This is a genomic window from Dactylosporangium sp. McL0621 (assembly GCF_049995355.1).
In the GTDB taxonomy this organism is placed as follows: domain Bacteria; phylum Actinomycetota; class Actinomycetes; order Mycobacteriales; family Micromonosporaceae; genus Dactylosporangium.
In genome coordinates this window covers 7,579,163-7,601,500 of sequence record NZ_CP188259.1, presented here as the reverse complement: position 1 = coordinate 7,601,500, position 22,338 = coordinate 7,579,163, and the positions used below count along the sequence as shown (strand labels likewise).

General features: G+C 67.9%; 26 protein-coding genes and 1 pseudogene. 14 read left to right on the top strand and 13 right to left on the bottom strand.

The window, feature by feature from the left end:
* Positions 1–80: 80 nt before the first annotated feature.
* Together ACPPVO_RS35875 and ACPPVO_RS35870 are read right to left on the bottom strand one after the other, a co-directional pair.
* Positions 81–296, bottom strand: coding sequence for a hypothetical protein (locus tag ACPPVO_RS35875; RefSeq protein ID WP_426502984.1), 216 nt, complete (start codon positions 294–296; stop codon positions 81–83).
* A gap of 543 nt (positions 297–839) precedes the next feature.
* Positions 840–974 (bottom strand): annotated as a pseudogene (locus tag ACPPVO_RS35870) (IS701 family transposase); the annotation flags it as partial.
* A gap of 159 nt (positions 975–1,133) precedes the next feature.
* Here ACPPVO_RS35870 and ACPPVO_RS35865 point away from each other — a divergent pair.
* Together ACPPVO_RS35865 and ACPPVO_RS35860 are read left to right on the top strand one after the other, a co-directional pair.
* Positions 1,134–2,302 (top strand): IS3 family transposase gene (locus ACPPVO_RS35865; protein ID WP_426502982.1). Its coding sequence is split into 2 segments (ribosomal slippage): positions 1,134–1,418 and positions 1,421–2,302, totalling 1,167 coding nucleotides; the frame shifts between segments, so codons are not numbered across the junction.
* A gap of 271 nt (positions 2,303–2,573) precedes the next feature.
* Complete coding sequence (locus ACPPVO_RS35860; protein ID WP_426502814.1) at positions 2,574–3,983, top strand: IS1380 family transposase; 1,410 nt, start codon at positions 2,574–2,576, stop codon at positions 3,981–3,983.
* Here ACPPVO_RS35860 and ACPPVO_RS35855 read toward each other — a convergent pair.
* The gene (locus ACPPVO_RS35855; RefSeq protein WP_426502981.1) at positions 3,963–4,340 is read right to left on the bottom strand and encodes a DUF5372 family protein; all 378 of its coding nucleotides are present in this window, start codon (positions 4,338–4,340) and stop codon (positions 3,963–3,965) included. The two genes, ACPPVO_RS35860 and ACPPVO_RS35855, sit on opposite strands and share 21 nt — an antisense overlap.
* Positions 4,341–4,529: 189 nt before the next feature.
* Between ACPPVO_RS35855 and ACPPVO_RS35850 the strand changes: the two genes are divergently transcribed.
* Together ACPPVO_RS35850 and ACPPVO_RS35845 are read left to right on the top strand one after the other, a co-directional pair.
* Complete coding sequence (locus tag ACPPVO_RS35850; RefSeq protein WP_426502980.1) at positions 4,530–5,468, top strand: hypothetical protein; 939 nt, start codon at positions 4,530–4,532, stop codon at positions 5,466–5,468.
* Positions 5,465–6,082, top strand: coding sequence for a hypothetical protein (locus ACPPVO_RS35845; RefSeq protein WP_426502979.1), 618 nt, complete (start codon positions 5,465–5,467; stop codon positions 6,080–6,082). The genes ACPPVO_RS35850 and ACPPVO_RS35845 overlap by 4 nt, the downstream gene beginning before the upstream one ends.
* A 468-nt stretch (positions 6,083–6,550) precedes the next feature.
* Here the strand turns inward: ACPPVO_RS35845 and ACPPVO_RS35840 are convergent, their stop codons facing one another.
* From ACPPVO_RS35840 to ACPPVO_RS35830, 3 genes are all read right to left on the bottom strand, one after another.
* Positions 6,551–6,820 (bottom strand): transposase, encoded by a 270-nt coding sequence (locus tag ACPPVO_RS35840; protein WP_426514760.1) that lies wholly within the window; start codon positions 6,818–6,820, stop codon positions 6,551–6,553.
* A 72-nt stretch (positions 6,821–6,892) separates the two neighbouring features.
* Positions 6,893–7,390, bottom strand: a complete 498-nt coding sequence (locus ACPPVO_RS35835) for an integrase core domain-containing protein (protein WP_426502978.1) — start codon at positions 7,388–7,390, stop codon at positions 6,893–6,895.
* 49 nt (positions 7,391–7,439) lie between these two features.
* Complete coding sequence (locus tag ACPPVO_RS35830; protein ID WP_426502977.1) at positions 7,440–7,988, bottom strand: helix-turn-helix domain-containing protein; 549 nt, start codon at positions 7,986–7,988, stop codon at positions 7,440–7,442.
* A gap of 223 nt (positions 7,989–8,211) precedes the next feature.
* Between ACPPVO_RS35830 and ACPPVO_RS35825 the strand changes: the two genes are divergently transcribed.
* Together ACPPVO_RS35825 and ACPPVO_RS35820 are read left to right on the top strand one after the other, a co-directional pair.
* On the top strand, positions 8,212–9,171 hold the full coding sequence (locus ACPPVO_RS35825; protein WP_426502976.1) for an IS701 family transposase: 960 nt from the start codon (positions 8,212–8,214) through the stop codon (positions 9,169–9,171).
* A gap of 326 nt (positions 9,172–9,497) precedes the next feature.
* Positions 9,498–9,887 (top strand): VOC family protein, encoded by a 390-nt coding sequence (locus ACPPVO_RS35820; protein ID WP_426502975.1) that lies wholly within the window; start codon positions 9,498–9,500, stop codon positions 9,885–9,887.
* A gap of 108 nt (positions 9,888–9,995) precedes the next feature.
* Here ACPPVO_RS35820 and ACPPVO_RS35815 read toward each other — a convergent pair whose 3' ends face one another.
* A complete protein-coding gene (locus tag ACPPVO_RS35815; RefSeq protein WP_426502974.1) occupies positions 9,996–10,808 on the bottom strand; it encodes a transposase family protein in 813 nt (270 codons plus the stop codon).
* Between the two features lie 255 nt (positions 10,809–11,063).
* Here ACPPVO_RS35815 and ACPPVO_RS35810 point away from each other — a divergent pair, with 255 nt between their 5' ends.
* Entirely contained in the window at positions 11,064–11,690 is a 627-nt protein-coding gene (locus ACPPVO_RS35810) for a TetR/AcrR family transcriptional regulator (RefSeq protein ID WP_426502973.1), read from the top strand.
* Here the strand turns inward: ACPPVO_RS35810 and ACPPVO_RS35805 are convergent.
* From ACPPVO_RS35805 to ACPPVO_RS35795, 3 genes are all read right to left on the bottom strand, one after another.
* Positions 11,650–12,282: a hypothetical protein gene (locus ACPPVO_RS35805; protein ID WP_426502972.1), complete on the bottom strand. Its 633-nt coding sequence runs from the start codon at positions 12,280–12,282 to the stop codon at positions 11,650–11,652. The genes ACPPVO_RS35810 and ACPPVO_RS35805 overlap by 41 nt on opposite strands.
* 114 nt (positions 12,283–12,396) lie before the next feature.
* On the bottom strand, positions 12,397–13,320 hold the full coding sequence (locus ACPPVO_RS35800) for a class I SAM-dependent methyltransferase (protein ID WP_426502971.1): 924 nt from the start codon (positions 13,318–13,320) through the stop codon (positions 12,397–12,399).
* The gene (locus tag ACPPVO_RS35795) at positions 13,286–14,713 is read right to left on the bottom strand and encodes an MFS transporter (RefSeq protein ID WP_426502970.1); all 1,428 of its coding nucleotides are present in this window, start codon (positions 14,711–14,713) and stop codon (positions 13,286–13,288) included. The genes ACPPVO_RS35800 and ACPPVO_RS35795 overlap by 35 nt, the downstream gene beginning before the upstream one ends.
* A gap of 199 nt (positions 14,714–14,912) precedes the next feature.
* Here ACPPVO_RS35795 and ACPPVO_RS35790 point away from each other — a divergent pair, with 199 nt between their 5' ends.
* The 3 genes from ACPPVO_RS35790 to ACPPVO_RS35780 all read left to right on the top strand — a co-directional run bounded on the left by ACPPVO_RS35790 (position 14,913) and on the right by ACPPVO_RS35780 (position 16,693).
* The gene (locus ACPPVO_RS35790) at positions 14,913–15,359 is read left to right on the top strand and encodes a hypothetical protein (RefSeq protein ID WP_426502969.1); all 447 of its coding nucleotides are present in this window, start codon (positions 14,913–14,915) and stop codon (positions 15,357–15,359) included.
* The gene (locus ACPPVO_RS35785) at positions 15,356–15,574 is read left to right on the top strand and encodes a multicopper oxidase domain-containing protein (protein ID WP_426502968.1); all 219 of its coding nucleotides are present in this window, start codon (positions 15,356–15,358) and stop codon (positions 15,572–15,574) included. Before ACPPVO_RS35790 ends, ACPPVO_RS35785 begins: the two co-directional genes overlap by 4 nt.
* A gap of 216 nt (positions 15,575–15,790) precedes the next feature.
* The gene (locus ACPPVO_RS35780; protein WP_426514759.1) at positions 15,791–16,693 is read left to right on the top strand and encodes a haloalkane dehalogenase; all 903 of its coding nucleotides are present in this window, start codon (positions 15,791–15,793) and stop codon (positions 16,691–16,693) included.
* A 254-nt stretch (positions 16,694–16,947) separates the two neighbouring features.
* Here the strand turns inward: ACPPVO_RS35780 and ACPPVO_RS35775 are convergent, their stop codons facing one another.
* Entirely contained in the window at positions 16,948–17,454 is a 507-nt protein-coding gene (locus ACPPVO_RS35775) for an STM3941 family protein (RefSeq protein ID WP_426502967.1), read from the bottom strand.
* 472 nt (positions 17,455–17,926) lie between these two features.
* On the opposite strand from ACPPVO_RS35775, the gene ACPPVO_RS35770 reads away from it, so the two are divergent.
* Together ACPPVO_RS35770 and ACPPVO_RS35765 are read left to right on the top strand one after the other, a co-directional pair.
* Positions 17,927–19,201 carry an MFS transporter gene (locus ACPPVO_RS35770; RefSeq protein WP_426502966.1) on the top strand — a complete coding sequence of 425 codons (1,275 nt, stop codon included), beginning with the start codon at positions 17,927–17,929 and terminating at the stop codon, positions 19,199–19,201.
* Between the two features lie 398 nt (positions 19,202–19,599).
* Positions 19,600–19,800 (top strand): hypothetical protein, encoded by a 201-nt coding sequence (locus ACPPVO_RS35765; RefSeq protein ID WP_426502965.1) that lies wholly within the window; start codon positions 19,600–19,602, stop codon positions 19,798–19,800.
* A 407-nt stretch (positions 19,801–20,207) separates the two neighbouring features.
* Here the strand turns inward: ACPPVO_RS35765 and ACPPVO_RS35760 are convergent, their stop codons facing one another.
* The gene (locus ACPPVO_RS35760) at positions 20,208–20,480 is read right to left on the bottom strand and encodes a hypothetical protein (protein WP_426514758.1); all 273 of its coding nucleotides are present in this window, start codon (positions 20,478–20,480) and stop codon (positions 20,208–20,210) included.
* Between the two features lie 53 nt (positions 20,481–20,533).
* On the opposite strand from ACPPVO_RS35760, the gene ACPPVO_RS35755 reads away from it, so the two are divergent.
* Together ACPPVO_RS35755 and ACPPVO_RS35750 are read left to right on the top strand one after the other, a co-directional pair.
* Positions 20,534–20,896 (top strand): hypothetical protein, encoded by a 363-nt coding sequence (locus ACPPVO_RS35755; RefSeq protein ID WP_426502964.1) that lies wholly within the window; start codon positions 20,534–20,536, stop codon positions 20,894–20,896.
* Positions 20,897–20,972: 76 nt separating this feature from the next.
* Positions 20,973–21,113: a hypothetical protein gene (locus ACPPVO_RS35750; protein WP_426502963.1), complete on the top strand. Its 141-nt coding sequence runs from the start codon at positions 20,973–20,975 to the stop codon at positions 21,111–21,113.
* 157 nt (positions 21,114–21,270) lie between these two features.
* Here ACPPVO_RS35750 and ACPPVO_RS35745 read toward each other — a convergent pair whose 3' ends face one another.
* Positions 21,271–22,338, bottom strand: a complete 1,068-nt coding sequence (locus ACPPVO_RS35745) for an MFS transporter (protein WP_426502962.1) — start codon at positions 22,336–22,338, stop codon at positions 21,271–21,273.

The window sequence follows — 22,338 nt, the reverse complement described above, 5'->3', positions numbered from 1 at the left end:
GCGCCTAGCAGTTGGCGCGCGAGCCAGCTGCGTTGGGAGAGTGCCGCGGGTATGGGGGTGAGCTGTGCGAACTCGATGAATCAGCAGTATGCGATCGCGGCGCTGCCGGCGGCCGGCGGGGAGATCAGCGGCCATATGAAGATCACTATCGTGTAGACGATGGCCGCGGACAAAGCGGCGCCTGAGTACTGTTCGATGGGCCCGTCCATCGCGGCGCGGATTGCGAAGGCCGCACCTGCAAAGCCGGCTGCCGATACCACCATCAGCAGCCGAGTCCAGCGCATTGCGAGCGACATCGCGCCATCATAAGTGGCGTGCAGCTGCAGTAAGGTGGCAGCTGGTCTGCTGAGCTTGGACGGGCCGCAGCTGCACCGCTGCCAAGGGCCCGAGACAGCGACCCGATGGGTTTCTCACTCGGCGCGAACGTCGCCAAGCAGCGCGTCAAGGCCGGCTGCTCGAGAGATCCTGACGTTCTTCGCCCTGGTCCTCGTCGAACACGCGCTGTCGTCGCGCCAGGCTTGAGGTGCTTGCACCGAGAGTGTCCGTCCGAGTCGTGTCTGGTCATCCCTTCGACAACCCGATCATCGCAGCTCAGAGGACACTCTCGTCAAAGCTCCACGCCGCTACCGAGCATCACGGACCGAGCCAGTCCACGGATTGAGGCTAATACTGCAACGACAGGTTGTGATGATGTCTGCGTCTCTTGTAATGGCTGATGCGGGCGCGCGTCTGGCTTGTTCGTCGCCACGTCGACCAGTGCACGACGTGTTCGATGACGTGCGTCAACGGGGCAGTGATCCGATTGAACAACCGTCGGATCTCGTTGACGGACAAGGGAATCAGGGGTTCGCTGCCGCCGGCAGCGGATCCCCTTTTATGACGGCGTCTCGGGTGATCACGAGGAACGCCGCCGCGAGCATGGACAACGTGACATGTCGATACCACGCTTCATACCCGCGAACCTGGTAGTGGTCGGTGCGACACGAGGTCGCACAGTTCCGAGTGAACGCGCAGGTAGGAGTCCGTCTATGGCGGTTGCGTGATTCTGGGCGAGTGTTCGACGCCGGGTCTGCTGCAGCGATAGGTGACATCTGAGATGGCTTGCCGTGATGGCGGGCTGGAAGGATGTTGCTGTGCCCAAGCCCTACCCCCGGGAGTTCCGCGATGATGTCGTGCGGGTCGCCCGTGACCGTGATCCGGGTGTGACGGTCGAGCAGATCGCCAAGGACTTCGGGGTCCACCCGATGACGTTGTTCAAGTGGCTGCGTCAGGCCGACATCGATGAAGGCGCCGCGCCCGGGGTGAGCAGGACTGAGTCTGTCGAGCTGCGTGAGGCCCGTAAGCGGATCAAGTTGCTGGAGCAGGAGAACGAAGTCCTGCGCCGGGCCGCGGCGTATCTGTCGCAGGCGAACCTACCGGGAAAAGGCTCTACCCGCTCGTGAACGAGCTCGCCGCCGACGGGATTCCCGTCGCGGTGACGTGCCGGGTTCTGCACATCGCTCGACAGCCCTACTACCGGTGGCTTGCCCACCCGGTCACTGATGCTGAACTGGCCGAGGCGTACCGGGCCGACGCGTTGTTCGACGCCCACCGCGATGACCCGGAGTTCGGCTACCGGTTCCTGGCCGACGAGGCCCGCGCGGCCGGACGACCGATGACCGAGCGCACCGCATGGAAGATCTGCTCCGGCATGGGCTGGTGGAGCGCGTTCAGCAAGAACAAGTGGCGGGGCAAGGGCGGCAAGGCCGGCCCGCCGGTGCACGACGATCTCGTGCGCCGCGTTTTCAGTGCCGACGGGCCGAATCGGTTGTGGCTGGCCGACATCACCGAGCACCGCACCGGCGAGGGCAAGCTCTACCTGTGCGCGATCAAGGACATGTGGTCCAACCGGATCGTCGGCTACTCCATCGACTCACGCATGCAATCGAGGCTGGCCGTCAACGCGGTGCACAACGCCGTCGCCCGGCGCGGTGACGTTGTCGGCTGCGTGCTGCACACCGACCGCGGGTCGCAATTTCGCAGCCGAAAGTTCATCCGCGGCCTGCACCAGCATCACATGATCGGATCGATGGGCCGGGTCGGCGCCGCTGGCGACAACGCCGCCATGGAATCGTTCTTCGGCCTGCTGCAGAACAACGTCCTCGACCGCCGAGCTTGGTCGACGCGGCAGCAGCTGAGGACGGCGATCGTGACCTGGATCGAACGGACCTACCACCGCCGCCGACGCCAACGATCCTTGGCCCGGTTGACCCCTATCGAGTACGAGACCATCATGACCCCACCGGCCAGTCAGGCCGCGTGACTGAAACTGTCACCTAACGGTGCACCAGGCCCTCTGGCCGGTCACCGAACCGAGCGCCCTCACCGTACTCAGACAGGGACCATCTCCCTGGGCAGGCTGATCCCGCATCACGGAGACGCGCACCTGCCCAATCAAAGTGTCACTGCCGTACTAGCCCGGGTCATTCGTTTAGGGCTGCCCACATGCTGGGTCGATAGAGAACAGGTGCCATCTGAGCTGGGAAGATAGGACTTGTCGAGGGTCCTTATCCATCCGCCCGGAGGGCACCTGCATGGTGAAGCGTACCGGAACGCGTCCGAGAATTGTGGTGAGTGCCGACGGTCGTGGCGTCGTCGGTCATGCCGGTGCGCGCCTGCTCACCGACATCGCCGATGTGACCGGTCTGACCGGCGCGTGCAGTGATGCGCTCGCCGGGTTGCGGCAGCGTCGTGGCGGCCACGACCCGGGCCGGATCGCGGTCGATCTGGCGGTGACGCTCGCCGACGGCGGGGAAGCGATCTCGGACCTGGCCGTGCTGCGGGATCAGGCGGCGTTGTTCGGGCCGGTCGCGTCCGATCCGACCGCGTGGCGACTACTGTCCAGCATGGACAGTGACGTACTGCTCCGGTTCGCCACCGCACGAGCACAGGCCCGCGAAATCGCGTGGGCGCAACGGATCGACACACACGGCGGCCTTCCGCAGACCACCGCCGCCGGCCTACCCGTCCCGGGTCTGATCCTCGACCTGGACGCCTCCATCGTGATCTGCCATTCGGAGAAGGAAGCAGCGACCCCGACCTGGAAGAAGAATTTCGGCTACCACCCGCTGTTCTGCTTCCTTGACAACACCCGCGAAGCGCTGTCCGGACTGTTGCGCGAGGGTCGGGCCGGGTCGAACACGACCGCCGATCACATCACCGTCCTCGACGACGCCCTCACCCAGATCCCCGACCACCACCGGCACGGCACCCCGATCCTGATCCGATCGGACTCCGCCGGCTGCACTCAAGGGCTCCTCGCCCACATCCGCGGTCTGCGCGCCACCGGCGTCGACGCCCGCTTCTCCGTCGGCGTCGCGATCACCGAACCGATCCGCCAGGCGATCCTCACCGCCAAACAGCACCTGCAATGGGTGCCGGCCCTCGACGGCGACGGTGAACCCCGCGACGGCGCCGACATCTGCGAACTGACCGGCCTCGTCCCCGACGACGGCTACCCGCCGGGCACCCGGTTCATCGTCCGCCGCGAGGAACCGCACCCCGGCGCGCAACTCTCCCTGTTCGATACCGTCGAAGGCCTCCGCCATCAGGTGTTCGCCACCGACACACCACCCGGCAACGGGTCAGTGCAGTACCTCGAGGCGCGCCACCGCGGCCACGCCCGCGTCGAAGACCGCATCCGCACCGGCAAGGACACTGGCTTCGGCCGGTTCCCGTCCCGCGTCTTCGCGATCAACCAAGCCTGGCTGCAACTCGCCCTGACCGGCATCGACCTACTCGCCTGGACCCAGATGCTCCTCCTCAACGGGGCCCTCGCGACCGCCGAACCGAAGAACCTGCGCTACCGACTCCTGCACGTCGCCGCCAGAATCACCCACACCGCCCGCCAAACCCGGCTCCGAATCGCCGAAACCTGGCCCTGGGCAACAGATCTCACCACCGCGTTCACCCGACTCAACGAGCTACCACGCCCGACCGGCTGACACCCGCACCCGATCACGTCGACATCGCACGGAGGAAACCGGCCAACGCGCCGGAACCTCGGCACGCCCGCGCGGCCCACCAACCCGAGCAAAGATCAAAAAGCCGCTCCCAGTCGCCATGATCGACTGATAACGAAAGAGCGAGGCTAGCTGCAGCAAGTCGGTGACCCGGAATGGGCTGCGGCCCGCGGCGATCAGCACGAACGGGTCGACCTCAGCCACATCGGTCCAGGCCGTGGGCAGCGAACCCAGCTCGCCACCCTCGTCGTGGTAGTAGACCCGGTCCTCGCCCCAGTTGCGGCGACGGGCCACGAACTCGAACCGCCGGCCGAACAGCGGATGGAACGGATGGGTCACTTGAACGACCCGCCCACCCGACTCATCGGGTGCAGTTGACGACTCGGTCCAAAGGGTAAAGCGGAGCCGGAACGGGACGCACGATCGGGCGGGCAAGGGCGACTACCGTTGCGCGGCGAGGAACGCGTGGGCTCGCATGCCCGCCGAAAAGCCGTTCCGGTTGACCGGGCCATCGCCAAGGCTGGGGGTATGGCGGCCGGCGAGGAGACGCAGTACCGGATCGACCAGGTCTCCGGCGGAGACGTGCACGTCGGTGACCGGCACCATTACGGGCCCCGGCTGGTGTGGACCGCCGGGATCATCGCGTCCGTTGTGGTGGGTGGGCTGCTGACCGCCATGACCATGTACCTGGTCGGGCCAGCGTCGGGCGGACAACAGCCGCAAGCCATCGCGGCGACCTCGTCCGCACCGTCGGCCGGGGTTGGTGCGGCCGGGAATGGGGCACCGGCTGGGGGTGGGACGTCGCCAGCGGACGTGGTTGTGCCGTTTACGGTGACCGTTTCGGACCGTACATCGCCGTGTGGAGGGGGCTGGGTCGTCGCCGAGGGGTCGACGGATGTACCGGACCCAGCGATCGGATCGGACCAGGAATACGCGGAGTGGGCCGGGAGGCACGGCGCCGTTCCGGCCAGCACGGGCCGGGTCGAGATGGTGCTGCAGGGGCGGTCGGCCGCCCAGGTCACGCTGCTGCGGATGCGGGTCCGGGTGACAAAGCGGAGCGCGCCCACCGCAGGCACGCTGTATGGGCTCCGCTGCGGCGGCGAAGGGGTCTACCGCTGGGTCACCGCCGACCTGGACGCGCCCAGCCCTACGCTCAAGTCGAAGGTCGACGACGCGCTCGATCCCGACGGGACCACCGAGCAGCGCCAGGGTCCGATCAAGTTCCCCTATGAGATCGCGGTCAACGACACCGAGCTGTTTCTGGTCAACGGCACCACCCTGAAGTGCACGTGCGAATGGGTCATCGAGGTCGACTGGTCGTCCGAGGGCGCCCAGGGCACAAAGGTCATCGACGACGGCGGTCGGCCGTTCCGGACCACGGCGAATACCGCGGTCAGCCGGACGTGCATGAAGGAGCAGTTCAAGGCAGTCGATCCGGCCGACTGTCGGGCGGGGGCGCCGGCATGACCGCGCCCGTGCGGCGTATCCGGATTCCGCTCCTGGTCGCGATGATGGTCGCCATCGTGCTGGTGGGGCCGATCGCCGTCGTCCTATGGCGAACGTACGGGGCGAGCGCGGAGACGTCAGCGAGCGCCCTCCCGGTCGCCACCACGCCAGCGTCACCGAGCAGTCCGGCGCCGGAAACGACAACGCAGAGCAGCGCGGCACCGGCCAAAACCAACAGCGCGACGGGCAAGACGCCGGGTACGTTTGTCGGTGAGTGGCGCGTGCACGGGTCGAGCCTCACGATCAAGGCGGACCTCACCGGCACCGCGGTCTGGAACGCGGGGCTATGCTCGATGACGTCCAACCTGATGTGCTCCGGCCACGCCGACCTGCGGTTCACGGCCGACGGCGAGCAGCTGCGCGGCAAGTACACCGCGGTGCGCTACCTTGACCAGAACGACCGCAAGGTTCCGAGCTTCGACCCAGGGGCCGACGCGGTCCAGGTGGGCGACACGATGACGCTGGTCGCGGTCAACACCGACGTGCTCAAGCAGACGGACGTGTCGGGAGGCGCCAACCCGTACCTGTGCGGGCCACGCGCCAGCCAGCAGTGGCGCACCGAGTGCAACGTATGACGCAGCTCAGACGGCCGCGGCCATGATCGTGTCGCGCTCGGCCTTCGGGACCTCGACGCCCAGCCGACGCAGGCCGCTTCGCGTCGGAGCCGGACAGGGCGGCGATGAGCTTCGACGGCAGGTTCGAGAAGCCGTACCGCGCGGCCGAGCCCAGCGTCGCCATACCTTAGCCAGTCTCATATTCGAGATCAACGCTGCCGCGTCGTTGTGACCGTGAGTTACTAGATCGGCCTCACCGGAGGCCAATCGCCGGGACCCGGTGCACCGGATCGCGGCAGATGAGAGCGCTGACCTTGGGCGAGGTTATCCGAATCTCAGGCACCCGGACGCCTGGCAGCGTAATAGACATACAGCGCGTTGAGCTGTCCGATCCAGAACGCTTGCTTCGCCATTGCAGACGACTGACGTGGCAACATCCCTAACTCGCCCGCCAAGGCGTGAGGTTCCCCCGGTTTCTCGGAGGGTGAATTACCTGTCGCCGGTCGGCTCGGGTTGAACGATAGCTGTGCTGTGTTGGGCGTGCCAGGCGGCTTCGTACTCGTCTGGGGAGCGCCAGCCGAGGTCTTTCTGGATGCGGCGGGTGTTGTACCACCCGTCGATGTAGGCGAAGATCGCGTTCTCGGCCTCGTCCCGGGTTCGCCAGTTCGTGCGGTAGACCAGTTCGATCTTCAGGGTGGACCAGAAGTTCTCCATCAGTGCGTTGTCATACGAGTCGCCGACGGAACCCATCGAGGGCAGGATCCCGTTGTCGGCCAGGCGTTGGGCGAACCGCAGCGACGTTGCGCTTGCCGATAACCCCGTCCGTGCAGCTCAGGCGGCGTGTTCGTACTCGTGCAAGATGCCGCCGAGGCGGTCGCGTCGACGGACCCGTAGGCGGCTGATCTCGTCGGGATCGGCAAGCGGGGTGGGCAATGCGCGTAGGGGTCGGGCGTTGGCGATGCCTTGGTGCGGACGATGCGCGTTGTAGAAGTCCTCGAACTCGCGGAGGACGTGCAGGAGGTGACGCTGATTCCAGATCAGCGTGCGGTCCAGCAGCTCGCGGCGGCAGGTCTGCACCCACCGCTCCATGATCGCGTTCATCCGGGGCACTCGGATACCGCTGCGCACCACCGTGATCCCCGCGTCGGCGAGGATCACGTCGAACAGGCCGGGGAACTTCCCGTCGCGATCACGGATCAGGTATTTGGCGCGGCAACCGGCATCCTCGAGGTCCATCACGAGGTTCCGGCCGGCCTGTGCCACCCATGCGGCGGTCGGGTGGGCAGTAGCACCCAGAATCCGGATCCGGCGGTCGGCGTGCTCGATCACCGCCAACACGTACACCCGTGCCCCGGTCAGCGTGACCGTCTCGAAGAAGTCACACGCCAGCAGCGCCTGCGCCTGCGATCGCAGGAAGTCCGCCCAGGTACTGGCCGTCCGATCGGGTGCCGGATCGATACCCGCCTCGCAGGATCTCCCAGACCGTAGACGCGGCGACCTTCACACCGAGGACCAGGAGCTCGCCGTGCACGCGCCGGTAGCCCCACTGCGGGTTCTCCCGTACCGAGCGAAGTACCAGCACCCGGATCGACCGGACCGTTCGCGGGCGACCCGGACGTTTGGGCCGGGACACCGCCGCATGGCGGCGCGCGACGAGATCGCGATGCCACCGAAGCACCGTGTCGGGACGGACCAGCAGTCGCAGCCCGCGCAGCACCTGCCTCGGCAGCGGACGCAGCAACGCGGCCAGTAACGCGCGGTCGCTCGGGTCGAACCGCGGACGCTGCTCGCCGAGCTGGCGCTGCAGCACCATGATCTGGTGTCGCAAGGTGAGGATCTCGATGTCTTTGGCCCGGTCGCTTGTCGGCAGCAGCCGGAGCATCGCGAAGATGTTCGTCACCCCGAGATATGCCAATCGCAGCAGCACGACCGACCATCATCGCTGAGCGACCGCTGGCTGTCCCAACCGCCATGGCCGTCCGAATCAAGATCGCAGGATTGTCGGCGAGAAGGCTCCTCACCAGGCCGGATGGCATTCTCGGCAAGCGCAGGGTTACGGACCGACCGGACAGCACAGACGATCATCGCCGGGCACGCCTTCATGCAGAACCTCCGCCGCGGACACTACGAACTCGGACTCGACGCCCCGGGTGGACTCCGCGTCGCCGCGGCATTCACCGAACTCGCCACCGCCATCTGAAGGCCGGGCCGGCACTCGCTCGAACGCCCCCTCCGATCCGGGTTTCCGGACCAAGCCGCGCATCGCCGGGGAGCTGGTGGCCGAGGCGCGCACTGCCGGTGTCGCCTGTCGGGCGGTGGTGGCCGACTGTGGTTACGGTGATCACGACGAGCTGCGCGGCGAACTGCAGCAGGCCGGCTGGGGGTTCGTGCTGGCGCTCAAACCGGCACGGGGCGCGTGGCAGTACGGCGCCGAGGCGTACACGCCGCGGGATGCGGCCCGAGCGGTGGCCTGGGGCGGGCCGCAGCAGCCCGGCGACTGGAGTCCGGTGGTCCGCCGGTTCCGTGACGGGCACACCGAAACCTGGTGGGCGGCTGACGCGTCGCTGGGTTGGTGGGGGCCGGACAGGCAGACCCGGCTGGTGGTGGCCACCACCGACCCGGCCACGTTGCCGGACAAGACGACCTGGTACCTGGCGACCAACCTGCCCCGCCCCGGCGGTCGCCACGACACCCCGGACGCTGCGCACACGGCGGCGGGCTTGGCCGAGGTGGTGCGGTTATACGGGATGCGGAACTGGATCGAGCAGAGCTACAAGCAGGTCAAGGACGAGCTGGGCTGGGCCGACTTCCAGGTCCGCTCCGCAGTCGCGATCGAGCGCCACCAGAACCTGGTCCATTGCGCGTTCTCGTTCTGCTGGAAGGCCTGGTTCGACCACCACTCCGATCAACCGTCCACACTCGACACTCCCAGTGCATCAAGCACGGATCCGTCACCGGACGGGTCCGGAGAGAGGGGGCCCTCCACCACCGCAGCCAGCAATACACCCGTGCTGGCCCAAGACCCTCCGCGCGGTACGCGCCTGGCTGACCCCCTGGCAGCGCCTGCAACGCTGGTGGAAAGCCTGGTCCGACAAGCCCCCACCCACTGAACTACAACAACTCCTGGACGCCCTCGCCCGCGGCCACGGCATCGACCTCTACCTACCACCATGAAGTCAACAAACTACCGCTAGTTTGCGCGGTCGCCGGCCGGAACGTGCGCTACCTGCGGCAGATGTGCGCACCCGATCAGGTGGCTTGGCAAGAATTGTATAGGGATGGGCTGTTCGGAAGTCAGCGCCGGCGAAAGTGGTGCACTGGATCAGTCGCGGACGGGTTCGGATAACCTCTGGGGATCTGGTGTAACAACGACCGGACCGCAGCCTTGTACAGTCGGTCGCGCTCTACATAGACGCCGATTGTCAGGAGGGGCTGCATGACGAGCAGGCTGCTGCAAGTGGCGGTTGACTGCCAGGACCCGCATCGGCTGGCAGAGTTCTGGGCGGCCGTCCTCGACTACCGGGTCATCGAGGACAAGGGCGACCAGGTCGAGATCGCCTCATGGGAGCCGACCGTGGAAGCGGTACGTCGGGAGCCGATGCCCTCGACTGTCATGTTCATCAAGGTCCCTGAGGGCAAGGTGACGAAGAAGAACCGGCTCCATCTTGATGTGATTCCGATCGACGTGAGCCAGGACGACGAGGTTGAGCGGGTGATCCGTCTCGGCGCCAGGCGAGTCGACCTCGGTCAAGGTGAGCAGAGCTGGGTGGTGCTGGCCGACCCGGAAGGCAACGAGTTCTGCGTTCTGCGCAGCATCGCACCATAGCGACGATCGGCCGACCGATGGTCGACGACTGAACGTGAGTGGGGCGTGCCGCCTGTCTGCCTCGGACCGGCGGCCGAACGCGACCAGATCACGTGCACTGAGCCATTTTCATCGTGTGTAGCGGCTGGTCTCGACGCGGTGTAGGGCGAGGATGGCTTGCACGATCGTGGTGGCTCGGCGTGGGCGGCAGCGGAGCTTCGCCAGGATCTTCCAGGTTTTGAGGGTGGCGATTGCGCGCTCTCCGCGGGCCGGGATGTTTGCGTGCGTCTTGTGCACCGCTTTCTGCCGACGCGACAGCTTCGGCCGGTGACGGTGGCGCTTGAACGGTGTACGCACAGTCCCGCCAGGGCCCTGGTGGCCCTTGTCGGCGAACGTCATCACGCCTGCGCTGCTCAGCGCGTCGATGATGTCGTGGGTGTGAGCGGCGGTCAGGTCGTGTACTGCGCCCGGCAGCGCCGGTGACGCCCACACGAGGCGGCCGACGGCATCTGCGACGATCTGCACGTTCACCCCGTGCCGTTGGTGTTTGCCGGAGTAGTACGGCCGCTGATCGGCGACTCGGTCGATCGGGATGAGGGTCCCGTCCAGGATCGCGTAGGCCGGTGTGCGGATGCGCGCCATCGCGGCGGCCAGATCATCGGCGGCCGCGGCCAGCAGGGCGATCGCTTCCTGCACGTATCTCCAGGCGGTCGCGACGCCGACCTCGAACGCCGACGCGCCGCTGCGCGCCGGCGACTCGCCGGCGGCGAGGCGGGTGTAGGTGTCGCCGTTGCGCAGGTGGGCCAGGGCGAGCAGCGCCTGCCGGCCTGGGTTGAGGCGCCGCCACCGGGATCGATGCTGGTTGCGGTGCTGGCGGATGCGGTCGGCGAGGTGGTGCAGGGTTCGGCTGGACAGCGGGATCGTGGCGGGGTAAGACAGCACAGCGAGGCTCCCGGTCGGGGCATCGGATCTTGGTCGACTGCTGTCTTACCTGGAGCCTCGCCCTCATCGATGCCCGGGTCCGTCGCACCCACTCTGAGCTGCAAGGTCAACTTGGAAATGGCTCTAGGTACATGTTAATCCGTATATCGCTGTATCAGTTATCCCAATGTCATGGTGAAGCCCACGACACGCTGCTCGCGCGTCATGTGCGGTAATCTGAACAGAGATGTGCGAACTATGGCAGAGGGAGGGAACGTGGCGACGCCATCGGTCAGTGCGCGCACCGCGGCTCCGCGAGCGCAGCGTGCGGACGCTCGCCGCAACGTCGAGGCGATCCTCGACGCAGCCGTAGCCTGCCTCGCCCGCGATCCGGAGGCGAGCGTCGTGGACATCGCCGCGGCCGCGGGCGTCGGGCGCGTCACGCTCTATGGTCACTTCAAGACCCGCGCCGAGCTGATCGACGCAGCCCTCGTGCGCACGATCCAGCGGGCCGACCAGATCCTCGATGCCACCGACACGACCGGCGATCCCGTGGAAGCGCTCACCAACCTGGTGGCCTCCTCGTGGCAGATCGTGGACCAGTTCCGCAACATCCTGCTGGCCGCGCGCCGCGAGCTTCCCGCGGAACGCATCCGCGGCGTGCACGACCGCATCCTGCGCCGCACCCAGTCGATTGTCGAACGGGGGCAGCGCACGGGAGCGTTCCGCACCGACCTGCCGAAGCGTTGGCTCATCACTACCGCATTCAGTCTCATGCACGCCGCCGCCGAGGACGCCGCCACCGGCCGCGTCAAGGCAGACCAGGCCCCGGGGCTTATCGCGGCCACGCTGCTCGCAGCCTTCACCCCGCCCGGAGCGAAGGTCCCCGCGCTTCCCGGCTGATACGGCCGCCGGCGCGGCCGAGCATGACGTATCCGAGCGCGTACGGCGCGGCGCCAGCGATCTCGACGACGGACGTGATCATGGAGTGGGGTCCGAAGCCGAACAGCGCCGCGGTGCCCCCGATCGCGTACAGCACGCCGCCGAGTCCCAGCAGCAGGCCGGTACCCCGCTGTCCGTGACGGTTGAACAGGAGGGCGAGCAGCACGTATCCCAGCGGGAAGAGGATGTTGGCGGCCAGCACGATGATGCCGCCCTCGATGTCGACGTCTGCGGAGGTGTGCACAAGGTCGGGCGCGTACTTGGCCGTCGCCGGGTTGTGGCCGCCGTCGTAGACGATGAGGCCGAACCAGAGGATGGTGCCGACCAGGGCGGTGTACACCGCGGCAAGTCCGCGCGAACCGTGCCGGCGTGTGCTCAGCGCCAGGACGCCGGCGAGGCAGGTTGCCTGGATGAGCAGGCTGATGGCCTCCATGGAATGGGTGAAGGCGTACCACCCGGCGTGTGCCGCGATATCGTGCCCGTCGCGGGCCGGATGCAGGATGACGGTGAGCAGGAACAGCGGCCCGCCGATCATCGCGGTCAGCTTCACCATGGTCCGTACGTACCGGGTGTCGATATCGGTGTCTTGTCGTGCTGAGCGGTCGACGCTCATGGTTGTGCTCCTCGTTGTTCGTTCGGTCGATGAGACGCGGGGTCGCGACGGCGGTCAGGGCCGCACGGCGTTGACGAGCCAGTACGCGCCGCGCAGCCGGACGCCGTCAGGGTGCTCGAACGGCTGGAGCGCGGCCGTGACCGCTCGCAGCGCCCGGGTTTCGGTCGCCCAGTCGGCGTCTTTGAGGTGGAACCGGACCGGGCCGGTGCCGAGGTGGATTTCCGCGGCCCTGCTCGCATCCGGCCCGTACACCATCGGTACCTCGAGGGGGGCCACAGCGATGTGCGCGAAGCCCGCCCGGGTGAGCACGTCGCGTATCCGGTCGGGGTCGGTCAGCGAGAACATGCCGGGCGCGTACGGGTCAGCGGTGTCGGGTTGGGGTGCCCGGCCGAGCAACGCCGACCTGAGGACGGTGAACCATTCCTGGCGGGTCATCTCCTGCAGGCAGACGAAGGTCAGCCCGCCGCCGGGCCGCAGGGCACCGGCGATGTTGGCGAAGGCGGCGACCGGATCGGTGAAGTAGGTCAGCCCGCCGCGACTGATGGCCGCGTCGAACTCGCCTCCAGGGAACGGGTACACCTGAGCATCGCCCTGCTCGAACCGCACGTTGCCGATGCCTTCCGTGTCCGCGATGACCCGGGCGCGGTGCACCATCGGCCCGGACAAGTCAACCCCCAGCGCGTGCCCCTGAGAGGCCAGACCGGCGGCCAGCCAGGTGGTTTGCCCGTTGCCGCAGCCGACATCGAGGACGAGATCCCGCGAGCCGATGATCGCGGCGGCGAACAAGGGGGCGTTGAGACCACCGGCCACCTTGTCCCAGCGTTCGGAATAGTCGGCCCAGTACTGGCCCTCATATCCGTTCCATGCCTCGGCCTGCTGGGTGTTGACGACGCGGTCCACCAAGACCTCCTGTGGTGTCTGCTTCATGATCATCCGGCCTGTGTCAGTGGATGGGGCGTGGCGCGTCGGCGGGCGCAACCCCCGCCGGGACCACGAACGTGCTGAGCACCGCGGCGGCCGCGGCGGTAACGGCGGCGACCACGAAGGCGAGGGTGACGCCGGCGGTGCCGATCTCGCCGGTCACGTCCGTGGCGGCGACGGTGGACAGCACCGCGACCCCGAGCGCGCCGCCGAGTTCGTGGAAGGTGTTCACCACTCCCGAGCGCGTGCCCGCCTCGCTCGGGGTGACCGCGGTCAGCGCCGCGGTGACCGCCGTGACCATGGCCGCGCCGACACCGATCGCCGCCACGCTCAGCCCCACCACCAGGCTCACCGGACCCCCTGCGGCGGCCGCCACCCCGCAGCCGGCCGCGACGAGCGCCAGCGAACCGGCGGCGAGTGCGCGCCGGTCGACCTTCGTGACGGCCCGGCTGCCACCGTGGGCCCCGATGATCGTGCCGAGCGCGATCGGCAGGAAGGCCAGACCCGTCCCCGCGGCGCTGTAACCGTGTAGGCGCTGCAGATAGAAAGAGCCGAGGAAGAACGCGCCCACCAGCAGGCCGGTGGCGACCAGCATCAGCAGCACGCCGGCCACGACGGGGCGGCGGGTCAGCACCCGCAGCGGCATCAGCGGTGTCGCGGCCGCCCGTTCGACGGCGACGAAGACTCCGTACAGCAGCACCGCCACGGCCAGCGGTACGAGCGTCGACACCGCGAACCAGCCGTGTCCACCGGCGTTGATCAGCCCGTATATCGCCGCACCGGTGGCGAGGGTGACCGAGAGCGCACCGGCCACGTCGACCGTACCCGCGCGTCGTGGCCGGTTGGCGGGAAGCACGAGGGGTAGCAGCACCAGGAGGGCCAGCCCGGTCGGTACGTTGATGAAGAACACCCACCGCCAGCCAGGGCCGGACGTCAGCAGGCCGCCGAGGATCACGCCCAGGGCTGAACCGGCACCGCCGACAGCCGCCCAGACGCCCAGCGCCCTTGCCCGGTCCTTGCCGGCGAAGATCGTACTGACCACCGACAGGGCCGCCGGTGACATCAGGGCCGCACCCACGCCCTGCGCCGCGCGACCGGCCAGCAGCATGGCCGCGTCGGCCGCGAGCCCGCCGACCAGGGACGCGACGACAAATATCACCAGTCCGCTCAGCAGCACCCGGCGCGCACCGAGCATGTCGGCGGCACGGCCGCCCAGCAGCATGAGACCACCGAACGCCAGCGTGTACGCCGTCAGCACCCACGGCACGACTCCCCGGTGCAGCGTCAGGTCAGCACTGATGTCGGGCAGCGCCACGGTCACGACGGTCACGTCGAGAACCAGCATGAACTGCGCGACACTGAGCAGTCCCAGCAGCCACCACGGCCGTGACCTTGGCGATCCGGCGTGCCCCCGATCCGTTGGGACCAGCAACGGCGACGTGTCCGCCATGGCCCGCTCCCTTCCGTGTCACCACTATCTCGTGCAGTGGTGTTCGAGATAGACGCTAGCATCAACTCGAACATCTACGTCCTAGTCGTGAGCTGCGCCATAACGTTGAGTAGCCAGAACGCCGGTGTTCGAATTAGTGGTAGCTTCCAACTCGAACATGCGTGATCGGATTAAGCGAGAGAGATCGTCGTGGCAGAGGATGGCGCGCGAGAATCTGCACTGGTTCGGCGGTGGCCGTACCTGTTGTGCCGTGGCACGACGGCGGGCTTGGGCCTGTTGGGCGTGGCGCAAGGCCGTCCTTGCCGGCAGCTTCCTCAGCGGGCATTACGACGCGCTGAGGGTGCATTTGACGACGGCGATGGTGATGGAGGCCGTCGCGGTCGTGCAGGCGTTCGGCGTGGTCGTACTGCGCCGGGCCGGCGGGCCCCGGTCGGTGATGCTGTTGGGCTTAACCTTCCCCGTGATCCTGGCGGGGTTGACCGGCCTTGGCATGACCCGGGTGGTGGCCCTTCACGTCCCGCTGGCCGTGCTCGCAGTGGTCGGCCTGTTGCGGCTGGCGGCCTGGGTCTGGCGCACGCCGCTGCCCGGTCGGGCTCCGGCGGCTGCCGCGGTCCCCTCCGACCGCCCGGTCGGAGCGCTGTCGTGAACCGGCGCAGCCTGCTGCGTGTGGGTGCGGCCGCGGTTGGTGTGGGTGCCGTGGGCGCGGGGTGGCCGCTGGCGGGAAGGCTCGTCGACGTACGCCCGTCCGAAGCGGTGGAGATCATCACCCGGTTCACCGACTACCGCGGCGCGTTCCTGCTGCACTGCCACAACCTCGAACACGAGGACATGGCCATGATGGCCGACTTCATCACCACGTGAACCCCACACCCTAGCCGGCTCCGGCCTGAAACGAGGACGACCATGATTTCAAGGCAATCAGCACTGACCCGGCGGCGCATGCTCGGCGCCGGGACCGCCGCGGCCGCCGCCGGCCTGCTCCGAATCCCGCCCACACCGGACCACGGGCCTGCGCGGCCCGCAACGGTTCTGCGAACCCCGGACCACCGATTCGCCGACCTGACCGACTACCCCTTCATGCCGCACTACGTCCATGTCGACGGCACCGGCATCCCGCTGCGGATGCACTACGTCGACGAGCGGCCGACCGCCACGCAACCATCCGGGGAGACGATCGTGCTGCTGCACGGCGAGCCGTCCTGGAGCTACCTGTACCGGCACGTGATCCCGCTGCTGGCGGCTGCCGGGCACCGCTGCATCGCCCCTGACCTGATCGGCTTCGGTCGCTCCGACAAACCCGCGTCGGGGTTCGCGTACACGTACCAGCGCCACGTGGACTGGCTCCGCGAGGCGCTCTTCGACCAGCTCGAGCTGCACGACATGACCATGGTCTGCCACGACTGGGGCGGCCTGATCGGCCTACGGCTGCTGGCCGAACACCCCGACCGGTTCCGCCGCGTCGTGGCGAGCAACACCTACCTGCCCACCGGAGACCAGGACGTCGGCCGGGCCTTCCACGCCTGGCTGCAGTACAGCCAGCGCGTCAACCCATTCGACGCGGGAACCGTCGTCGAGGCGGGCACCACCGGCGACCTCAGCGCGGCCGTGAAGGCCGGGTACAACGCGCCATTCCCTGACGAGGCATACCAACAAGGCGCCCGCCAGTTCCCGCTCCTGGTCCCCATCACCGCCTACGACGACGCCACCGCCGCAAACCGCGCCGCATGGGCCGTGCTGCAAACACTGTCCACCCCGTTCCTGTGCGCGTTCAGCGACCACGTGATCCTGTTGCCACAGGCACCCAACACCGACGACCCGAGCTACGCCGTCAGCGAACCCGACAAGTGGTTCCGCGAACGCATCCCCGGCGCCCACGGTCAGCCGCACACCACCATCGCCAACGCCGGACACTTCGTCCAAGAAGACCAAGGCCCCGCCTTCGCCGCCATCATCAACAGCTTCATCGAGTCGACGCAGTAGGGCCGAGGCGGCGCCGGGATCGCCGCGCTGTCCCTCGAGCTCGACCGGGGTGCGTCACACAGCTCACCGCTGACGGCGGGGTGGCCGTGTTTGGAAAAAGTGCCACCGGCGCCGCCTCCCCAGGCGGGACGGGCGATTGTCGCCGTTCGAGCCGGGGCGGTCGGCGCCCCGCGGCGGGCAGTACAGATGTGTCCAACCCTGGCGATGCGGACATCGCAGGTGTGAACCGCGCCTGCCGCAGACCGAGGCCGGTCTTACGGGTTTACGACAAGGTCCGGTCGGTGGCGCTTCATCGCGGCAAGTACATCGGTGAGCGGAACCGGCAGAACCACCGCCGATAGGTTGATCGGGCTGAACCCGAAGCGCCGATTTGCGCGCATCAGCGTCCGGGCTGCCGGCGACGCGCGCTTCACGTATCCATCAGGATCATGGAGTACCACCTCGATCATCTGCTGACGTGTGTTGCGGACCATGACCTGGCTGATCGCGACGGCCCGGACCTCGGACCAGGACACTCTGCCCCACGTGCGGTGCGACAAGCCCTCGTCGGTGATGACCAGTTCCGGCTTGCGCCGGATCAGGCGAGCGCTCGAGACCGCGCCGGCCCAACCGAAGAACAAGACGCCCACCGCGCCGGTGATGTCGGCCCTGACGCTCTGGTGGGTTACCAGCAACCAGATGCTGGCCGCGACGAAGCCTATTGCGCCCAGGGTCAGTAGCGCAGTGCGTCGAAGGGGCGCCTGGTACACCGTCGCTGGCATATGTGCTCCCGTGGGTTGGCGCGAGCAGGGCCGGTACGAATCGTGTCAGTACACCAAGGACCGGCATCGGCCGACAGCCCCTGGGACGGCGCCACCTGTGCCGCGCCAAGCGTGCGCGCTGTAACCTTCGCCACAACGCGGGACAACTGGGACGCCAATGTACGAGTTAGTGCTAACGTTCAACTCGAACAGAGATGTTCAAGTTATTCCCCCCTATTGGACACATGAGATTTCCTGCATGAAGGGAGGTGAAGCGACATGACCTCGTTCTCCAAGGGCTGGTTCCCCAAAGGCTGGTTCCCCAAGGGCTGATCAGGTGTGACCCAAGAAGTTGATCTCAGTCCGAATCGGTCGCGAGATCGCCGAGTCGGGTCCGGGAGCGAATGCCTCGGCAGTCGTGCTGCCTCGGACCCGACTCCGGCGCCCGCGGGTGCATGCTGTGACGTTGCGACAGGGGAAAGCGAATCTCCGCATGGCAGAAGTCTCCTCCTCTACGACCGGATCGCATGACACCTCAGTAGCCTCGCAAAGCAGAGAGAGCGTCAAAGCCGGATACGGCACCGTGTTCGCGGTCAACGAATTCCGGGCGATTTTTGCGGCCCATGTCTTTTCCGTGCTGGGAAGCGTATTCGCCGACGTCTCGCTGGCGGTGCTGGTCTTCCGGCGGACCGGTTCGGCACCGCTGACGGCGCTCGTCTTCGCCCTCGGCTTCCTGCCCTACGCTCTCAGCGGGATTCTGCTCTCCGGCGTCGCCGACCGATACCCCGCCCGCCGGGTGCTGGTGGCCTGCGACCTGCTCTCAGCCGGCTGCGTGACGTTGATGGCCGTTCCGGTGACTCCGCTCGCGGCGTTGTTCGCCCTCCGCTTCGCCGTCTCGATGATGTCGCCGTTGTTCACCGGCACCAGGGCGGCGAGCCTCGCGGACATCTTGCCGGACGACTTGTACGTCTTGGGCCGCTCCGCGGTGCGCATGGTCTCGCAAGGCTCCCAGATCATCGGCTACGGGCTCGGCGGATTGGCCCTGGTCTGGCTGTCACCCCGCTCCGCGCTTTACGTAACCGTTGGTACCTTTCTCAGTTCCGCGCTGCTCCTGCGCCTCGGCACCCGCGACCGCCCGGCCCGGGTATCGGGGGACGACGCGACGATGCGCGGCTCGATCGCCTCCACTCGGCGGTTGTTCGGCGCCCGCCGGGTCCGCGCGCTGCTGCTGATGTGGTGGATCCCGCCGATGTTCTTCATCGTCGCGGAAGGAACCGCCGCGCCTTTCGCGGACGCTGCGGGTGCGGGGTCGGCGGGATTCGGGCTGTTCATGGCCGCGATGCCCGCAGGGACCGCAGTGGGCGAGGTGCTGGCCGGCACCCTGCTCGGTCCGGCCGCCCGCGAGCGGATCGCACTGCCGCTGGCGGCGGTATCGACGCTGCCGATGGCCGCGTTCGCCATCCATCCGCCGCTGCCGCTCGCGATCGTGCTCATGTTGCTCACGGGGCTGTGCGCCGCTTACACGCTCGGCATGGACCAGTGGTTCGTGCAGGCGGTGCCTGTGACGATGCGGGGCAGCGCCATGTCCCTGCTGGGCGCCGGGCTCATGACCCTCCAGGGGCTCGGCGTGACCGCCGGCGGCGCTGTCGCCGCGTTCATTCCCCCATACGCGGTGATCGGCGGAGCTGGTGCGGTCGGGACGGCCTGCGCGTTCGTCATCCTGCGATCGGTGCGCGCGACAGGGACGCGGCAGGGTCGTCACGAGTGAGGTGAGCGCTGCTGTGTTCGGGACGCCTCGGCTCCCGGCCCTGTCGCCGGGTCCGGGAGCCGAGGCGCGTTACTGCGCGGCCGGGGCCTGTTCGGTGCTCGGCGAGCCCGCTTCCGCAGCCGCGCCACGCGCAGCCGCGCCACGCGCAGCCGCGCCACGCGCAGCCGCGCCACGCGCAGCCGCGCCACGCGCAGCCGCGCTCGTTCGGCAGAGCGCAACAGACCTGCATCGACTTGCTCATCCGGCCGGGCGGCCGCCTACGCGAGATGCCAGGCCCGTCTGTCAGGCTCGGCGGCGGAGTCGGTTGCCTCAGCCAGCGCACCGTGCGCGCGGCGCCTTTCCGGCGGGGTCGCCGAGCGGTACACCGCCGAGCGCACCAGCGGATGCCGGAATCTGACGTGTGCACCGAGCTCGATCAGGCCGTCCGCCTCCGCCTGCTCGGCCGCATCTGTCGGAACCCCGAGTTGATCGGCCGCACGCCACAACAGGTTGACGTCGCCGAGCGGCTCAGCGGCAGCCAGCAACAGCAGCGTCCGAGCCGAGGCGGAGAGCCGGCCGAGCCGTTCGCGATAGAGGTGCTCGATCCGGTTCGCCGGTGACGTGGGCAGGCCGAAGCCGCCGGCGAGCCCGCTGGGCCCGAGCCTACCGGCGGCAGGTACCAGGTCGCCGCAGTGGAACTCATGAGCCGATTATCGTGGGCTCGGCCGTTGGTGCAGGTCAGCGTGGTGTACGTGCGAGACGACGCCCACAGCCGGCGAACGGCCCGCGTGTCGGCTGCGCGGCCCGGCGCCCGTTGAGCAGCAATCCCCGCAGCCGCCGTCACGCTGCCACGGGCATGCCGCGGACCGGTCGGCGGTGAAGCCGACGGCCTGGCTGCCACCGGTCAGATGTACCGAGATACGTCCTTCCACGGACCGCGTGGTGGCCGCGACGAAACAGTCGGAGCGCCCGCGCAGAAAACTGTGCGGGCGCTCCGTCATGCTTTGTGGTTCTTGCCGGGGACCGGTCAGACGCCGCGGACGTTCTCCGCCTGCGGACCCCGGCGAAGACGCTGTCCCGCCGTGGCGTGCTCTGCTCGGTGAGGGAAGGAATGACAGCAGCGCGTGCAGCTGGTCAGACCTCCAGGAACTGGTCGAGCAGCCCCGGGACCGCGGCGCGGGCCAGCCGCAGCGCCTCCTGGGTGGGCACGTCGGGTACCGGGTAGTGCTTGGTTGCCGCCGGCGGTGGTCGCGACCAGCGTGGCGAGGCCGGCCCGGCGCTGGAAGAACGTCTCGCGGATGTTCCAGCCGATGATGGCGTCGGTGCGCAGGGCTATCCGCCGACTACTGCGTCGTGAGCGACGCTCACGACGAGGAGTTCGACGTCAGCGATGTACACACTGGCGGCGGCAACGATCTCGGCTTGGATGGAATTGCGATCCTGGTCAACGGCGTCCTCGTGAACTCGACGGAGGAGGTGGAGGACCTTCTCCAAGTCAACGGGTACCTGGAGGTGTCTTTCGTCTTCGTCCAAGCAAAGAGTGGTGGCAACTTCTCGGGAGAGCATATCGCAGCACTCCTTGACGGAGTCGATGAATTCTTTGAAGAGTCACCGACACTCCCGATGAATGAGAAGGTGACGAACTCGCGGCAGATCATGTCCAGGGCCATTGCGTGTTCGACAGGCAGCGGCTTGAGCTTGGGTTATTCGGGGTGATTGACCTCTGCGGAGGTACGTAGGGCGGGTGAGATCACATAGGTGAGTCGAGTCGGCATGGGGCGCGGTGCCGGGCTTGCGCCTGGTCCGTTTCCCCATGCCGCTCGCCGAACCCGCCGTACCGGTCTCCGGGTTAGGGAGTGTCAAGATCACGAAAGCGCCGTTGAACGCGTTCCAGATCGCCTTCGAGGGCCGGCTCACCCCGGCCAACCACTGACCAACTCAACAACCAAGATCAGCCGTTAAGTTGACACTCCCTGGACCGAACTTGGCAGAATAAGAACCGCGTTTTCCGAGCTCAGTGAGGTTTGAGGTTCCAACCCATGACCGGACACCGGGGTTTCATGCCGCGCGGGCGATGACTGCGATAGTCGCTAGGAACGGCGCCGCCCGGGCGGGGGAGTGAGAGCGACCAGTGCGACCAGTCCGGCCATGGCGGTGGCGCCCGCTCCTATTGCGTAACCGATGTGGCTGGTGTGGATGAGGAGTGCGCTTGCGGCATTGGTCATGTGCGCGGTGCGGTCGGGACCGCTGACGGCGACGGAGCCGACGAGGGCTACGCCCAGGACGCTGCCTACCTGGCGGGCGGTGCCGGTGACTCCGGCGGCGACACCCGATTGATCGGCCGGAAGCGCCGTCATCGCGGTGGTGGTCACCGGTGGGTTCATCAGGCCCGCGCCGGCCCCGACGCCGAGGTAGGCGACGGCGAGCAGGGCGACGCCCTGATGGTCCCGCGCCAGTGTGAGCAGCAGCAGGCCCGCGGTCGCCATTGCCGCGGCGGCCAGGACCGGCGGGCGGGGGCCGTAGCGTGCGGTCAGCCGCGCGGACACGGGCGCGGCGAGCGTGATGACTGCGGTGGATGGCAGGAGGGACAGCCCGGCGACGAATGGGCTTTCGCCGCGGACATTCTGCAGGTACAGCGTGGTGAGGAAGGTGAATCCGTTGAGGGCGAGGTACATCAGCGTGGCGATGGCCGCCGCCGCGCTGAATGCCCGGTTGGTAAAGAATCGCAATGCCAGCATCGGATCAGCGCGGCGGTGCTCGAGCGCGAGGAACCCGATCAGGGCCGCGGCGGCCAGGCCGAGCAGGCCGAGGATGGCGGGCGATGTCCAGCCGCGTTGAGGGGCCTGAATCAGCCCGGCGGCCAGTGCGGCCAGACTCGTGGCGGACAGGATCTGCCCGGCCAGGTCGAACCGCGGCCGGCGCGCGGCGGCTGACTCGTCGATGTGGCGTCGGGCCAGCAGGATGGCGAGTGCGATCACCGGAACGTTCACCCAGAAGATCGACCGCCAGCCCAGTGTGGTGACCAGGATGCCGCCGAGCAGCGGGCCGCTGGCCACCGCCAGCCCCGAGATCGCCCCCCAGGTGCCCATGGCGGCCGCGCGTTCCTTCCGTTCGGGAAAGGTGTTCGCGATGATCGACAGACCCGACGGGGGCAGCAT